The 13,957-nt window shown below is 42.5% G+C and carries 17 protein-coding genes and 1 riboswitch; of the genes, 11 read left to right on the top strand and 6 right to left on the bottom strand.

The features are described 5' to 3' along the window. Positions 1-68: 68 nt before the first annotated feature. The 5 genes from AC3WTB_RS03730 to AC3WTB_RS03710 form a co-directional block, all read right to left on the bottom strand. Positions 69-242 carry a hypothetical protein gene (locus AC3WTB_RS03730; protein ID WP_039177829.1) on the bottom strand — a complete coding sequence of 58 codons (174 nt, stop codon included), beginning with the start codon at positions 240-242 and terminating at the stop codon, positions 69-71. A gap of 296 nt (positions 243-538) precedes the next feature. Further along, positions 539-1,450: a ClpXP adapter SpxH family protein gene (locus AC3WTB_RS03725; protein ID WP_039177830.1), complete on the bottom strand. Its 912-nt coding sequence runs from the start codon at positions 1,448-1,450 to the stop codon at positions 539-541. Continuing rightward, on the bottom strand, positions 1,447-1,845 hold the full coding sequence (locus AC3WTB_RS03720; RefSeq protein WP_008355333.1) for a globin domain-containing protein: 399 nt from the start codon (positions 1,843-1,845) through the stop codon (positions 1,447-1,449). Before AC3WTB_RS03720 ends, AC3WTB_RS03725 begins: the two co-directional genes overlap by 4 nt. 275 nt (positions 1,846-2,120) lie before the next feature. Beyond that, positions 2,121-2,888, bottom strand: a complete 768-nt coding sequence (locus AC3WTB_RS03715) for a lytic transglycosylase domain-containing protein (protein ID WP_039177832.1) — start codon at positions 2,886-2,888, stop codon at positions 2,121-2,123. 21 nt (positions 2,889-2,909) lie between these two features. Next, positions 2,910-3,488: a CYTH domain-containing protein gene (locus AC3WTB_RS03710; RefSeq protein WP_492333326.1), complete on the bottom strand. Its 579-nt coding sequence runs from the start codon at positions 3,486-3,488 to the stop codon at positions 2,910-2,912. Between the two features lie 236 nt (positions 3,489-3,724). Here AC3WTB_RS03710 and AC3WTB_RS03705 point away from each other — a divergent pair, with 236 nt between their 5' ends. The 4 genes from AC3WTB_RS03705 (at position 3,725) to AC3WTB_RS03690 (ending at position 6,528) form a co-directional block, all read left to right on the top strand. Further along, complete coding sequence (locus AC3WTB_RS03705) at positions 3,725-4,090, top strand: UPF0738 family protein (RefSeq protein WP_024425029.1); 366 nt, start codon at positions 3,725-3,727, stop codon at positions 4,088-4,090. Between the two features lie 33 nt (positions 4,091-4,123). After that, positions 4,124-4,753 carry a GTP diphosphokinase gene (gene yjbM, locus AC3WTB_RS03700; protein WP_039177834.1) on the top strand — a complete coding sequence of 210 codons (630 nt, stop codon included), beginning with the start codon at positions 4,124-4,126 and terminating at the stop codon, positions 4,751-4,753. Positions 4,754-4,816: 63 nt separating this feature from the next. Then, positions 4,817-5,617: an NAD kinase gene (locus tag AC3WTB_RS03695; protein WP_039177835.1), complete on the top strand. Its 801-nt coding sequence runs from the start codon at positions 4,817-4,819 to the stop codon at positions 5,615-5,617. 17 nt (positions 5,618-5,634) lie between these two features. Next, on the top strand, positions 5,635-6,528 hold the full coding sequence (locus AC3WTB_RS03690; RefSeq protein WP_492333435.1) for an RluA family pseudouridine synthase: 894 nt from the start codon (positions 5,635-5,637) through the stop codon (positions 6,526-6,528). A gap of 41 nt (positions 6,529-6,569) precedes the next feature. Here AC3WTB_RS03690 and prpE read toward each other — a convergent pair whose 3' ends face one another. Next, on the bottom strand, positions 6,570-7,313 hold the full coding sequence (prpE, locus tag AC3WTB_RS03685) for a bis(5'-nucleosyl)-tetraphosphatase PrpE (protein ID WP_492333325.1): 744 nt from the start codon (positions 7,311-7,313) through the stop codon (positions 6,570-6,572). A 162-nt stretch (positions 7,314-7,475) separates the two neighbouring features. Here prpE and AC3WTB_RS03680 point away from each other — a divergent pair, with 162 nt between their 5' ends. From AC3WTB_RS03680 to AC3WTB_RS03650, 7 genes are all read left to right on the top strand, one after another. After that, a complete protein-coding gene (locus AC3WTB_RS03680) occupies positions 7,476-9,317 on the top strand; it encodes a monovalent cation:proton antiporter family protein (protein WP_099663161.1) in 1,842 nt (613 codons plus the stop codon). 59 nt (positions 9,318-9,376) lie between these two features. Continuing rightward, positions 9,377-9,486: riboswitch (TPP riboswitch) on the top strand. A 78-nt stretch (positions 9,487-9,564) separates the two neighbouring features. Beyond that, complete coding sequence (gene tenA / locus AC3WTB_RS03675; RefSeq protein ID WP_039177838.1) at positions 9,565-10,275, top strand: thiaminase II; 711 nt, start codon at positions 9,565-9,567, stop codon at positions 10,273-10,275. Further along, positions 10,250-10,867 carry a thiazole tautomerase TenI gene (gene tenI / locus AC3WTB_RS03670; protein WP_039183061.1) on the top strand — a complete coding sequence of 206 codons (618 nt, stop codon included), beginning with the start codon at positions 10,250-10,252 and terminating at the stop codon, positions 10,865-10,867. Before tenA ends, tenI begins: the two co-directional genes overlap by 26 nt. Beyond that, positions 10,851-11,963 (top strand): glycine oxidase ThiO, encoded by a 1,113-nt coding sequence (gene thiO / locus AC3WTB_RS03665; RefSeq protein WP_492333324.1) that lies wholly within the window; start codon positions 10,851-10,853, stop codon positions 11,961-11,963. The genes tenI and thiO overlap by 17 nt, the downstream gene beginning before the upstream one ends. Then, a complete protein-coding gene (gene thiS / locus AC3WTB_RS03660; RefSeq protein WP_039177840.1) occupies positions 11,960-12,163 on the top strand; it encodes a sulfur carrier protein ThiS in 204 nt (67 codons plus the stop codon). The genes thiO and thiS overlap by 4 nt, the downstream gene beginning before the upstream one ends. Positions 12,164-12,167: 4 nt before the next feature. Next, entirely contained in the window at positions 12,168-12,935 is a 768-nt protein-coding gene (locus AC3WTB_RS03655) for a thiazole synthase (protein ID WP_034282033.1), read from the top strand. Next, positions 12,932-13,948, top strand: a complete 1,017-nt coding sequence (locus tag AC3WTB_RS03650) for a thiazole biosynthesis adenylyltransferase ThiF (protein ID WP_492333323.1) — start codon at positions 12,932-12,934, stop codon at positions 13,946-13,948. The genes AC3WTB_RS03655 and AC3WTB_RS03650 overlap by 4 nt, the downstream gene beginning before the upstream one ends. Positions 13,949-13,957: the final 9 nt, after the last annotated feature.

Raw genomic sequence — 13,957 nt, 5'->3', positions numbered from 1 at the left:
CTTTTGACAGGAGTTTTTTTCTCATAAAAAAGACCTCTTCAGATGGAGAGGCCAATCCTTTTTAATGATCAACCTTTAAAACCTCTAAAGGTCTTACGATGATTCATTCGATAAAGCGTAAAAAGAATCGCAGCAAATAAGAGTGGAGACGTCAAATAAAGAGGAAGCATTTTCATTAAGCCTAATATATTTAAAAAGAAACATAAGCCAATGGCAACAAGTCCAATAGTTGTGCTGCGCATGCAGATCCCCCCATTTTTTTGTTACTTTTACTATATGAAAGTGACAACCCTCTTATGTTTTGTGACAAAAATATGAACATATAGTATATCTGTTGTCATAAGTCGACAAAATTTGATATACTACAGATGTGAAATTAATCACATACAAACATTACCCCTTTGTTTGACCGTGAAAAATTTCTCCCATCCCCTTTGTTGTCGTTAAGACATAGTGAAACCGCGCTTATCCCGGCGCGGTTTCTTCGTGTCTATAAATAGAACAAATGTTCCTTTTTGAAGTAAAGAAAAAACATGGGTCAGCACCCATGTTCATTTTCACAGCGATATACATCAAGATCTGTATGGTTGTCATTCTCTTTATAGCGCCAAAACATTTCTTGCTGCACTTGTACACGTTCTACCTTTTGAGCGAAAGCTAGCTTCTTCATTTCTCGTTCAACTTCTTCAAGCGTCAGGTCATAAACAACGGCTATCTCTTTTGCGGATGCAAATTGAAAGTATGCAATAAACCATTCAATTGGAGGCCGTTCAGATGGTGTTGGTTTTTCACCAATCATTTCAAAAAGAATTTCCTCGTATATATCATAAGAGTAGGCACCTGAAATTTTTAATCCTTCATCTCCATTTACGGTATTAAAAAAGGCGAAGGTCGGAAGCTCAGATACGTCCATTTCAGCTGCAATTTTCATATCACATTGCAGTGCTTTCACCGCACTTTGAGAATGAATGTCGCGCTGGAATTCCTCGATGTCCAGACCAGCACTTTTTGCATTTTCTATCAGCACCTGCTCACTTGTGACATCTTGCTGATGGCAAAAAAGCGATTCTTGAATGAGACGCAAAAATTTCATTCCGCATTTTCTTCCTTGAAGCTCCGCTGCTTTTAATGCGAGTGAGGCGAGGTAGGGTGATGTCACAATTTGTTCAGACAGCATTTGTTCTTTTTTGGTCTGCGTTTTAGTGGCAAATTTCCCCCATGCTTCAGTCAGTAAATGTTTCTTTCTTTTCCGATTCAATGCATTAATACTAGAACTTGTTACTGTTCGTAAAGTGAAAAAACGGCCATATTTCATTTTCAATTTTTTAATGGATGGCTCTAATAACCAGCAGTCTGGGCTTAGCGGATCAATGAATACATAGATTTCAATCGGCTTTTGAGGATGTCCGTGACAGTGTGAGAAATATTGATCGTGCGAATTGCAGCTCAAGATCGTCCATCCTTTTCAGGTGTTTGGTTGACCATATGACGAGCCGTCAGAGAAAGCCGTTCAAATAAAAAGTCACGAATATCGCCGGTTAGTCCTACTTGATCCATTGCATCCTCCATGCATTCAAGCCAAGCGTCCGCCCGCTCCTCAGTAATCGGAAAAGGGAGATGTCTCGCCCGCAGCATTGGGTGGCCATGCTCCTCTGTATAGAGCGGTGGTCCGCCTAAATATTGCGTTAAAAACTGTTTTTGTTTTCTTGCTGTTTCTTTTAAGTCATCCGGGAAAATAGGATGAAGCAAAGGATGACACTTTACATTTTCATAAAAAGTATCAACAAGTTGCGATAGAAGTTCCTCTCCAACCGCTTCGTAAGGTGCGTTAAACGATTGTACCATGTTGACTACTCCTTTTACTCGTAGTTAATAGGATGACTCACCCTATTGCGCATTTTATTTATTTCAAAAGTGATATTCAGTTTGTTCTATTTTATTGTTTCTATTCTTGTACTTATTTTAACAACCTCATCTCAATTCCACAAACAAACAGCTTTGGTCTGCTCGAAATAAAGAGTGGGGCGGGTTCCGTGATCAATTGACCATATCATAACACATTCAGTCAAAAAAGGGGGGAAAGCGACATACAAAAAACCGAAGAGGTTATTCTCTTCGGTTTAAGCGAAATATTGAGCTGTGATTTTCTTTACATAATTTTGTGTTTCTTTAAATGGAGGGATGCCCCCGTATTTATCTACATTTCCTGAACCTGCATTATAGGCAGCTAAGGCGAGTGAGATATTTCCGTTATATTTCTGAAGCATTTGTTTTATATACTTCGTACCGCCTTCAATGTTTTGGGCAGCATCAAAGGCATTGTTGACGCCAAGTGACTTAGCCGTAGATGGCATGAGCTGCATGAGACCAAGCGCACCTGCATGGCTGACAGCATTCGTGCGATAGCCGGATTCCTGCTTAATGACTGCGTGAATCAGCTTTTCAGGAACGCCATGCTTTTGAGCCATTTGTGACACGATTTGATTAATCTCTTTTGATGATGAGCCGCTGGAGACAGCCTTTTGAAGCGGCGGTGTGTAGCTGTTGTTTAAAACATTTCCAATGCCATTCGCTGTATTTAATTGATTGTCATTTGCATACAAAGATTGAGCCTCAAGCTGATCACTGCCGGCAATCGCAGATAAATATGGGTTTGTACGCGCATATTGCGTGTTCGGAGCCGTTGATGGGTCCGTGCCCATAAAAGCAGAGATGGAAAGCGGGAGACGTGATAATTCTGATCCGCCTAAAAAATCTTGCAGCAGCGACTGAAATGAAGCTTGGGCATTCGATTCTTGACCCGCAGACATTTGCGTTTGTGCTGGGTCTGTTTGTAACGTTTTAAGCGCTTGAAGCTGCATAAAGGATTGAAGTTGATTAACGTTCATCATGTTCCTCCTTCAAGGAATTCATCTATTCTGTGATTTCATTTTTTCTTCATAAAAACGAACGACTTTGTTTTTCGTGTTTCGTACTGGGATATGAAATTTGCGGAGCAATGCGGAGAAAGCGGTTTGTCCGATTTCCAGGTCGCTCACTTCAAATTCAAGTTCATAGTCCTCTACTGTTAAATATCGGCTGTGATCCAAAACAATTAAGCCTTCTTGGATCATTTTTTCTGCTCTTGACGTTTCAAGTGAACCAAAGTACACAATTTGATCCTTTTGAATGTTCAGGTGGGCTAATCTGTCCGCAACTTCACCTTCTGGCAGCTCAAAATCGTTAAGTTGTGATGGGGGAGCGATCGTTTGGTGGGTTTCAAGCAAGCCTATCTCGTGCGGTTCCTTTAATGTGAGCACCCACTGACCGTTTTTTTCTCTCATTCTTAATGCAGCCAATTGAGATTTTATATCAAATTGAGGTGTATCAAAATAATAGTTGGTTTGCGTGTGGAAATCCGCATCCTTCAATTGAAAATGCTGTTTCAGCTGATCAAATTCTTCTTTCATTAATAATTGTTTTAGTTCTATTTCAATTTCCTGTGCCATTTTGACATCAACCTTTCATTTAGAGGAAATATGATTATTGTACATGAAGTGTGTTCACCATGTAAAAGACTGTTTTTTTCTCTTTATTTTCTTTAGGCGTGGACCAAAATGAATGAAGAATCGTGGGAAAGGATCATTTAAAAGAGAAAAACAGGATTTTCTCCAAAAGTTCGGTTTATCAATATTGAACTTGATATGATAAAATAAAGCTGTACTTTGTTGTAAAGGAGATCATGATGCAAAACAGAATTGAAATCACAGAAGCAACTTTAAAAGAAGACAGGCTGATTTTGACAATCCAGTCAGAAGAGCAAATCCAAAAAGCAAAAGCATCAGGACAAATGCTTGTTGATTCTGATCACTTTGCGTTCGTTTACATACTTGAAACCGAGGAGTCCTTTTCGTATCTTATTTTAGGGGAACATACATGGGCTCCATTAAAAGAAGCAATGAATCGTGACATCCCTGTCTATTTGGCATCGGATGAATATTCGCTGGAACTCATTCAGCTTCAACAGGAATTACATTATTTAATCGACAATATTAAAGACAATGCCAATTACGGAGATATGGAAGAGAAAGTGAAAAGCACATTCCTCTGAAATAATTAGGTATATGGAATTGGGGGAAGTTTCATGGACAAAAAACAATGGGATCAATTCCTCGCACCGTATAAACAAGCAGTCGAAGAATTAAAAGTGAAACTAAAAGGCATTCGAAAGCTGTATGAATTCGAGGATGACCATTCACCAGTAGAATTTGTCACAGGCCGAGTGAAACCCGTTGCCAGCATATTAGAAAAGGCAAAGCGTAAAAACATCCCGATGCATGAGATTGAAACGATGCAGGATATTGCTGGGCTTCGCATTATGTGCCAGTTTGTAGAAGATATACAAGTCGTGAAAAAAATGCTCCAGTCACGTAAAGATTTTGTGGTTGTAGATAAACGCGACTATATTGCAGAACATAAAGAAAGCGGATACCGCTCTTACCACCTTGTTGTGTTATATCCGCTGCAAACGATCAACGGAGAGAAGCAGCTCCTTGTCGAAATCCAAATTCGTACGCTTGCGATGAACTTTTGGGCGACCATTGAGCATTCTCTGAATTATAAATATAGCGGGAATATCCCGGAGAAGGTTAAGCTGCGCCTTCAAAGAGCATCTGAGGCAGCATCTCGTCTCGATGAAGAGATGTCCGAAATTAGAGGGGAAATTCAAGAAGCACAAGTGGCATTTTCCCGGAAAAAGAAAAACGACAGCTGAGCCAGTTTGATCAAATATGATGCTGCCCTCTCATAGCAGCAAGGTGAAAAAGGAGAAGAATTCATGAAATTTGCAGTTTCTTCAAAAGGGAATTCTGTATCTGACACGCTCAAAAGTAAAATTCAGACCTACTTATTGGATTTTGGCATGGAACTAAATGAAGAGGAACCGGATCTTGTCATTACGGTTGGTGGAGACGGCACCCTTCTTTATGCCTTTCACCGCTACAGCAACCGTCTGAATGAAACAGCCTTTGTCGGTGTTCATACAGGTCATCTTGGCTTCTATGCTGACTGGGTGCCGAGTGAGATTGAAAAACTCGTCTTAGCCATTGCGAAAACGCCTTATCATATTGTGGAATATCCGATCTTAGAGGTCATTGTCAGATACAACGACGGCGGCAGAGAAGAGAAATATTTAGCAATGAATGAATGTACGATTAAAAGCATGGAAGGGACACTTGTGGCAGATGTTGAAATCAGAGGACAGCTGTTTGAAACATTCAGAGGTGACGGCCTTTGTTTGTCTACTCCATCAGGCAGTACGGCCTATAATAAGGCACTTGGAGGCGCCATTATTCATCCTTCCATTAGAGCCATTCAGCTGGCAGAAATGGCTTCAATCAACAACAGAGTGTTCCGGACGGTCGGTTCACCGCTTATTTTGCCTGACCACCATACTTGTGTGATTAAGCCGAGGAATGATGTCGATTTTCAGGTGACGATTGATCATTTGACGCTGCTTCATAAAGACGTCAAATCCATTCAATGCCGGGTGGCAGATGAGAATGTCCGTTTTGCTAGATTTAGACCGTTTCCGTTTTGGAAAAGGGTGCAAGATTCCTTTATCGGAAAAGGAGAATAAGAAAGAGGTTGTTCTCGCTGGAATACTTTACGTTAAACAAAACCATGACAGCCAAAGAAGAAGGGCTGCTTTTAAAGGAATATTTAATTGATCTTGGTATTTCGAAAAGAATGTTGACGGATATTAAGTTTGATGGCGGTGACCTCCTCATTAATGGAGAGCATGTTACCGTGAGATATGAGCTGCATGAAGGGGACAGGCTCACCATTTTATTTCCCGAGGAAAAAGTGAGTGAAGGGCTGAAGCCTGCACCGATTCCGCTTGATATTATATTTGAGGACGAGCATGTCCTTGTGCTGAATAAAAGGCCGTATATTCCTTCGATCCCTTCTCGGGAGCACCCCGAGCACAGTATTGCGAATGGATTACTGCACCATTATGCAAAGCAGTCTGTTCGGCATACGGTTCATTTAGTGAACCGTCTTGATCGTGATACATCTGGCGTTATGCTTGTGGCGAAGCATCGCTTTGCCCATAGCCTTTTATCTAAGGCGCAAAAGAGTGGAGCGGTTAAGCGAACATACAGAGCGTTTACACATGGCATGATCACAGAAAAACATGGAACCATCGCTGCAAAAATTGCCCGAAAAGGGGATAGTATCATCGAGCGGATGGTTGATGATACTGGGCAGGAGGCAGTGACGCATTATACCTTGCGAGCGGTAATCGCTGAGTTAAATATGTCGGATGTGTCTCTCTCGCTTGAAACCGGGAGAACACATCAAATTCGTGTGCATATGCAATTTCTTGGGCATCCGCTCATCGGAGATACGCTGTATGGCGGAAGGGCCGAGCGAATAGACAGGCAGGCACTGCATAGTGAAACCCTTGTGTTTCCTCATCCGATGACAGGTGAGCAAATGACATTTTCAGCTCCGCTTCCTGACGATATGAAATCCTTGCTTTTTTAAATAGAGAAATCCGGTCACCTGCAGCGCAGGGCCGGGTTTTTTTATAATGTGAAATGCTGAAATCTTGACTCGTCATAAGGCATAGATGAGGGAACGGAGACCGTTTTAAGCTCAGGGTATGTGAGGGCAGACAGTTTGTTGCCAAATACGCAGCCTGTATCAATATTGACGGTTCTGCCAACGAATCTAGGCTCTTTCACAGGTGTATGGCCGTACACAATCCACGGTTTTCCGTGATATTCTTTTGCCCAGTCCTTGCGAACAGGCCGTCCATCTGGCCATGTTTCTCCTGTGACGGCACCAAATAATAAATAGGACCGCATCTGTTTATTCGGCTTTTTTCCAATATCCTTTTCCTTCATCGCTGCGTGTGCAATGATCAGCTCATCAGGAATGAGTACATCATAAAGCGGAGCCTTCTCGAATAACTGCTTAAATTCATGTGACAATTTGTTTTGTTCATGAATTGGCAGTTTTTTTATTTCGTTCACTGTCGTTTCGATGCCATGAAGCAATTTGACGGGATTTCCTTTTAAATAGCGATAAAGCTTAAAGCAATGGTTGCCAGGTACATAGCGGATTGCGCCGTGTGAATAGGCATGAATGACAAATCGCATGACGTCTACTGACTGAGGCCCTCGATCTGTTAAATCACCAACAAGGGCCAGCGTTCTCTTATCAGGATGGACGGGTAATCCATGTTTGAGTTCGTATCCTAGTTTGTGTATGAGGGTAAGCAGCTCTTCGTAGCAGCCGTGGATATCGCCAATGATATCGAATTTCATAAGGTTTCCTCCTGATTTTTTTCATCCATTCGTCGGATATAAAGAAGTTTGAATTTTAGAAAATATAACGAATGGCTTTCATTTCATTTAGGCAATTGTTAGAATCAATGCTTTAACGTAAGACTTATAAAATTAAACATGAATGTTAGGAGGCTTTAGCCAATGGAGCATACATCTGTTTCATCACTCGTTGTCGTTATTATTGTCGCCTTTTTCACCCCTATTTTATTGCACCGATTTAAGCTGACCATCCCGGTCGTTGTAGCTGAAATCATCATGGGGCTCATCATTGGGAAAAGCGGTCTTCAACTGGTTGTCGAACATGATGCGTGGTTAGATACATTATCCATGCTCGGTTTTATTTTTCTGATGTTTTTAAGTGGACTTGAAATAGATTTTTCTTCTTTTGAGTCAAAGAAGAAAGCACGAGAACTTCCAAATGGTTTAAAAGAACCAAATACATTTAAAGCAGCCACCATTATTTTTCTTGGGGTATTTTGTATTTCTTTTATCCTGTCCTATGCGTTTGTACTCGCAGGGTTTATCCAAAATGCCTTTTTAATGACGCTCATTATCTCTACCATCTCATTAGGCGTAGTGGTTCCAACCTTAAAAGAGGAAAAGTTGATGCAGACGAATATCGGTCAAATCATTCTGCTTGTAGCTGTCATTGCTGATTTGGTCACGATGATTTTACTTGCTGTGTTTTCCTCCATTTATGGAGATGGAACAGGGAACATGTGGCTTCTGCTCTTATTATTTGCTGCAGGCATTCTTCTTTATTTATTTGGCCGCGTATTTAAGACAAAGTCAATTTTTCAGTCGATGTCAAAAGGAACCGTGCAAATTGGGACAAGGGCAATCTTTACTCTCATTATAGTCTTAGTTGCCTTATCTGAATCACTCGGGGCTGAAAATATTCTTGGGGCGTTTTTAGCTGGCGTACTTGTGTCCCTTCTTTCGCCAAATAAAGAGCTCGTTCAGCAGCTGGATTCATTTGGCTACGGATTTTTAATCCCGATCTTTTTTGTGATGGTCGGAGTGGATCTGAATATATGGGCACTGTTTAAGGATCCGACGATTATGATCATGATTCCGCTGCTGTTTATTGCGTTGCTTATCAGTAAGCTCATCCCAATTCTTTATTTGAAAAAATGGTATGACATGAATAAGGTCATCGGCTCCGGCTTTTTATTAACTTCAACGTTATCTCTCGTCATTGCAGCTGCGACGATTGGTGAGCGGCTCGGTGTCATTGATCATAAAATGTCTGGAGCGCTGATTTTAGTTGCTGTGCTAACGAGTATTTTAACACCTGTTTGGTTTAAAGCGCTCTTTAAAAAAGAACAAGCGGCGAGCCATAAGAAGCGTGTGACCTTTATTGGTGCAAATCAGCTGACCTTACCTGTCACACTTGATTTGCATCAGGATGAATATGACATTCGGATTTTGCATGTGTTTCAAGAAAATAAGGAAGCACTGCTGGCAGACTCTATCTTTGAAGTCGAATCAATTGAACAATACGACGATGAGACGCTGAGAAAGGCTGGCGTCGGCCAAGAGGATGTCCTTGTCGTCGCAACAGGCAGTGAGACAAAAAATAAGGAAATTGCTTTATTTGCAAAAGAAGAAGGTTCAAAACAAGTCATTGCAAGTGTCAACAAAGCTGAGGCAGAGCTGACATTGAAGGAAGCGGGCATTGATACGTTTTCTACTTTCCTTTCATCTAAAACGGTGCTAAGAGCTTTGATTGAAGCACCTGATGCGATTCGATTGCTAACAAATGAGGATTCTTCTTTGTATCAAATTCAAATGAACAATCATCGTTATCATAATGTCATGCTGAGAGAATTTCCTTTCACCGGTGACTTGGTATTTGTCCGTATTTTCAGAGGAGTAGACAGCTTAGTACCGCATGGAGATACGACACTTAGAAGCGGCGACCGTGTGCTTGTATCGGGCTCCAGGGAGTATGTGGCAGGACTAAGAGCGCAATTAGAATGACAATGAACGCTTGACCAATGAACAATTCCTGATTAAGATAGAGGTACAACATCATATATTTGATCCACTAGGGGAGTCCTTTAAAAGGGCTGAGATAAAAGTGTCGACTTTTAGACCCTCATTACCTGAACAGGTTCATACCTGCGTAGGGAAGTGGTGCGGTTTTTGACTATGCTTTTTACAAATTCCAAGCCACTTTCCACGCGGAAAGTGGCTTTTTTATATGGAAAAACAGGAGGAGAGGAACATGACGTTTTCAACAGAATGTAAAGAGGCTGCAGCAACATGGTGGAATGGAAGCTTTACGCATCCTTTTGTCAAAGGGATTGGGGATGGCACACTTTCACTCGATCGTTTCACTTATTACGTGATGCAGGATTCGTATTATTTAACTCATTTTGCAAAGGTGCAGGCATATGGAGCGGCGATTAGTGAGGACTTACATACGACGGGCAGAATGGCGTATCATGCCCAGGGCACGTATGAAGCAGAGCTGTCCCTGCATAGGAAATTTACAGAGCTTCTGCAAATTTCTGATGAAGCCATTGAGAACTTTAAGCCTTCCCCGACTGCTTATGCGTATACCTCTCATATGTACCGGTCTGTAAAAAGCGGACGGTTTGAAGAGATTTTAGCCGCGTTATTACCGTGTTACTGGCTCTATTATGAGGTAGGTGAAAAGCTGAAACAAACAACACCTGACCATCCAATTTACCAAGAATGGATTTTGACATATGGAGGCGATTGGTTTAAGGAACTCGTTTTCGAACAGGTGAACCGCTTTGATGAACTAGCAGAAAAAGCACCAGAACATGTACGCGCCAATATGAAAGAAAATTTTGTGATTTCAAGCTATTACGAATATCACTTTTGGGAGATGGCGTATCAAAAAGAATTGTGGCAAACAGCATGCTTAGATGGGGTTGGTGCAAATGGAACTCCACGCAGTGACAAATGATTCGCTTCCTGCGGGTGAACTGATCAAACAAATAAAAGCCATTGCGTCTGAAGTGGATTTTATTCATATTCGGGAACGGTCTAAAACAGCAGGTGAGCTTGTTGATCTCGTGAAGAATCTCCTTTTAGAAGGTGTACCGAAAGAAAAGCTCGTGATCAATGACCGAGTAGACGTGGCGCTGCTAACCAATATTCACAGGGTGCATCTTCCGGGCCATAGCTTTTCGCCGAAGGAGCTGCGAAGAAAATTCCCTCACCTTCATGCAGGGGTGTCCGTCCATTCGATAGAAGAAGCGAAAGCAGCAGAGAAAAATGGAGCAGAGTATGTCATGTTTGGGCACGTATATGACACCTCTTGTAAACCAGGACTCCAGGCAAGAGGTGTACAGCTTGTGAAAGAACTGACTTCTGCACTAACAATTCCAGTGGTGGCCATCGGCGGGATGACCCCAGAACGAGTTCCAGAATTGAAACATGCTCATGTGAAAGGAATCGCTGTCATGTCTGGGATATTTACTCATCATCAGCCGCGTATGATGGCACAAGCATTTTCTGAAAAGGTAAAGGAGAATCCTTATGAAAAAGCATTATGACGTTGCAATCATTGGTGGTGGAATCATAGGGATGTCAATCGCCTATCACCTTGCAAAAGCAGGAAAACAGGTGGTCTTATTTGAAGCGAATGAGATAGGGAAGCAAACGACAAGTGCGGCTGCCGGGATGCTCGGTGCACATGCTGAAGGAGAGGGGCATGAGGATATTTTCTTTCAGGCAGGCAGAGCAAGCCAGGCATTATACGAAAAATTAAAGGTCGATCTTTTGCATGAATCAGGCATTGATATTCGGACTTCAGCAGGCGGCATTATGAAGGTCGCCTTTACTGAAGAAGAGAAGCAGGCCCTTTGCCGGATGCAGCATTTGTCTACATTTAAGTGGCTTGACGCAAGCAGCGTAAAAAAATGCATGCCTCAAGTAACAGATCACATGCTGGGAGCAGGTTTGATTGAAGAGGATGTGCATGTGGAGCCTTACGCTGTATGCAGGGCTTTGTGGCAGGCGGCGGTCCGGTACGGAGCAGATGTGAAAGAGTGTACACCTGTGATCGAAGTGAAGCGGGACAAAGAAGTGTTAACTGTCAGAACAACGAAGGGCACATTCACATGTGATGACCTGACAGTTGCAAGTGGTGTATGGTCTGGCCGTTTTTTTGAAGAGCTCGGATTATCGCATTCTCTTTATCCAGTAAAAGGAGAATGTGTGTCTGTATGGAATAACGGTCCAGCGCTCGCACACACCATTTATCATGATCATTGTTATATCGTTCAGCGAGATAGCGGAAAGCTTGTTATCGGTGCAACGATGAAGCCAAACGAGTGGCAGGCTGTTCCAACGCTTGGCGGAGTGGAAACTGTGATTCAAAAGGCGTCTCAGCTTATGCCTTCTATTAAAGAGATGCCGATTGAAGAGTGCTGGGCAGGCCTTCGTCCGGCGACAAACGACCGGCATCCCTATATCGGAAGACATCCAGAAGACAAGCGTATTCTTTTTGCTGCAGGGCATTACAGGAATGGCATTTTACTTGCGCCGATTACTGGAGAAATCATTCGTGACCTCATATTAGACAAACCGGTCAAAGAGGAATGGCTTCACGCATTTCGTATTGGACGAAAGGAGGCACTATTCGTATGAAGATTCAATTGAATGGCAGAATCGTTGACTTCGATCAAGAGAATGGAACGATCTATGATCTGCTATCAGCCTATCAGCTTGAAAACCGTGTGGTGATCGTTGAAAAGAACCAAGAAATTATTGATAAAGAAGCGTTTCAACAAGTAGTCATTCAACCAAATGACACGATTGAAATCGTTCATTTTGTAGGAGGAGGATGATCCAATGCTGCACATTGGCGGAAAAACATTCACATCAAGACTATTACTCGGAACAGGGAAGTACCCATCATTTGAGGTTCAAAAAGAAGCGGTGAACGTATCGGAAGCCGAAATTTTAACCTTTGCTGTCAGAAGAATGAACATATTCGAAGCATCTCAGCCTAATTTTCTGGAGCAGCTTGATTTATCAAGATATACACTGCTTCCGAATACAGCTGGTGCAAGTACAGCAGAAGAGGCAGTGCGTATTGCCCGTTTAGCAAAGGCTTCTGGTCTGTGTGACATGATCAAGGTAGAAGTCATTGGCTGTTCAAGGTCTCTTTTGCCAGATCCAGTTGAAACATTAAAAGCATCTGAAATGCTGCTCGAAGAAGGGTTTATCGTGCTGCCATATACATCTGATGATGTGGTGCTCGCAAGAAAATTAGAAGAACTCGGTGTCCACGCCATCATGCCAGGTGCTTCTCCGATTGGTTCAGGCCAAGGCTTACTAAATCCTTTGAATCTCTCATTTATTATCGAACAGGCGAAGGTGCCGGTCATTATTGATGCTGGCGTAGGCTCTCCAAAGGATGCAGCTTATGCGATGGAGCTTGGAGCTGACGCAGTATTACTAAATACCGCTGTCTCTGGTGCAAAGGATCCTGTGAAAATGGCAAAAGCAATGAAACTGGCGATTGAATCAGGAAGACTAGGCTATGAGGCAGGACGTATTCCCCTGAAAAACTATGGGACAGCGAGCAGTCCACAGGAAGGAATGCCGTCATTTTGAGCACTCGTTATTCACGCCAAGAGCTTTTTCAGCCAATTGGAACAGAGGGACAAAAGCGGCTAAATGAATCAAAGGCGGTCATTATTGGAGCGGGGGCACTTGGAACGGCTAGTGCAGAAATGCTCGTTCGTGCCGGCGTTGGATCTGTCACCATTTTGGACCGAGATTATATTGAATGGAGCAACCTTCAGCGCCAGCAGCTTTACACGGAGCAAGACGTGAAGGATCGGCTGCCAAAGGCTGTGGCGGCTGAAAAAAGACTCAAGCAAGTAAACAGTGACGTGTACGTCAAAGGAATCGTGATTGATGTGACTGCTCACAATATTGACGAACTGGTCAGCGGGGCTTCGATCATTGTCGATGCAGCGGATAATTTTGAGGTAAGAATGATTGCAAATGATGCCGCTGTCAAACATCAAATTCCGTTCCTTTATGGGGCCTGTGTAGCCAGTTATGGCATTCAATTTACTGTGATTCCTGGTGAGACGCCGTGTTTACACTGTCTGCTTGAACATTTACCTGCACAAGGCATGACATGTGATACAGCAGGTATCATTAGTCCAGTTGTGCAGCAGGTGGCCGCATATCAAGTGGCAGATGCACTTAAATATTTAACAGGACATCAAGTCACGCCAATATTAAAATCCTTCGATTTATGGAAAAATGAACGGTCTGACATTCGGTCGGCCGCATCTTTAAAGAAGAAGCAATGTCCAAGCTGTGGACTGAAGACGTATCCATTTCTTTCATATGATGACAAGAGAGCGAAGGCAGATGTACTATGCGGCCGCAATACGGTACAAATCCGCAGTGCAGCAGAAACCCCGCCGCCTTTACATGAAGTAGCTCTTCGGTTAAAGAAAGCAGGGATGGATGTGCTTGAAAATCCATATTTGCTTTCATGTCAAAAGGATGAATTTAAGCTTGTCTTATTTAAAGATGGCAGAGCGCTTGTTCATGGAACCAATGATATTGCCAAAGCAAGAACTATTTATCATCAATGGATTGGCTAATGAGAGGTG

This window comes from Bacillus sp. EB106-04-04-XG123 (genome assembly GCF_058791855.1).
Note: the sequence above shows the minus strand (reverse complement) of the source record. Positions and strands in the feature narration are given on the sequence as shown.

Bases quoted from the DNA above. Each gene is read 5' to 3' on its own strand.
- AC3WTB_RS03730 (WP_039177829.1), bottom strand. From the start codon at position 242: ATGCGCAGCACAACTATTGGACTTGTTGCCATTGGCTTATGTTTCTTT.
- AC3WTB_RS03720 (WP_008355333.1), bottom strand. From the start codon at position 1,845: ATGGTACAATCGTTTAACGCACCTTACGAAGCGGTTGGAGAGGAACTT.
- AC3WTB_RS03715 (WP_039177832.1), bottom strand. From the start codon at position 2,888: ATGAACGTTAATCAACTTCAATCCTTTATGCAGCTTCAAGCGCTTAAA.
- AC3WTB_RS03710 (WP_492333326.1), bottom strand. From the start codon at position 3,488: ATGGCACAGGAAATTGAAATAGAACTAAAACAATTATTAATGAAAGAA.
- AC3WTB_RS03705 (WP_024425029.1), top strand. From the start codon at position 3,725: ATGCAAAACAGAATTGAAATCACAGAAGCAACTTTAAAAGAAGACAGG.
- yjbM (WP_039177834.1), top strand. From the start codon at position 4,124: ATGGACAAAAAACAATGGGATCAATTCCTCGCACCGTATAAACAAGCA.
- AC3WTB_RS03695 (WP_039177835.1), top strand. From the start codon at position 4,817: ATGAAATTTGCAGTTTCTTCAAAAGGGAATTCTGTATCTGACACGCTC.
- prpE (WP_492333325.1), bottom strand. From the start codon at position 7,313: ATGAAATTCGATATCATTGGCGATATCCACGGCTGCTACGAAGAGCTG.
- AC3WTB_RS03680 (WP_099663161.1), top strand. From the start codon at position 7,476: ATGGAGCATACATCTGTTTCATCACTCGTTGTCGTTATTATTGTCGCC.
- tenA (WP_039177838.1), top strand. From the start codon at position 9,565: ATGACGTTTTCAACAGAATGTAAAGAGGCTGCAGCAACATGGTGGAAT.
- tenI (WP_039183061.1), top strand. From the start codon at position 10,250: ATGGAACTCCACGCAGTGACAAATGATTCGCTTCCTGCGGGTGAACTG.
- thiO (WP_492333324.1), top strand. From the start codon at position 10,851: ATGAAAAAGCATTATGACGTTGCAATCATTGGTGGTGGAATCATAGGG.
- thiS (WP_039177840.1), top strand. From the start codon at position 11,960: ATGAAGATTCAATTGAATGGCAGAATCGTTGACTTCGATCAAGAGAAT.
- AC3WTB_RS03655 (WP_034282033.1), top strand. From the start codon at position 12,168: ATGCTGCACATTGGCGGAAAAACATTCACATCAAGACTATTACTCGGA.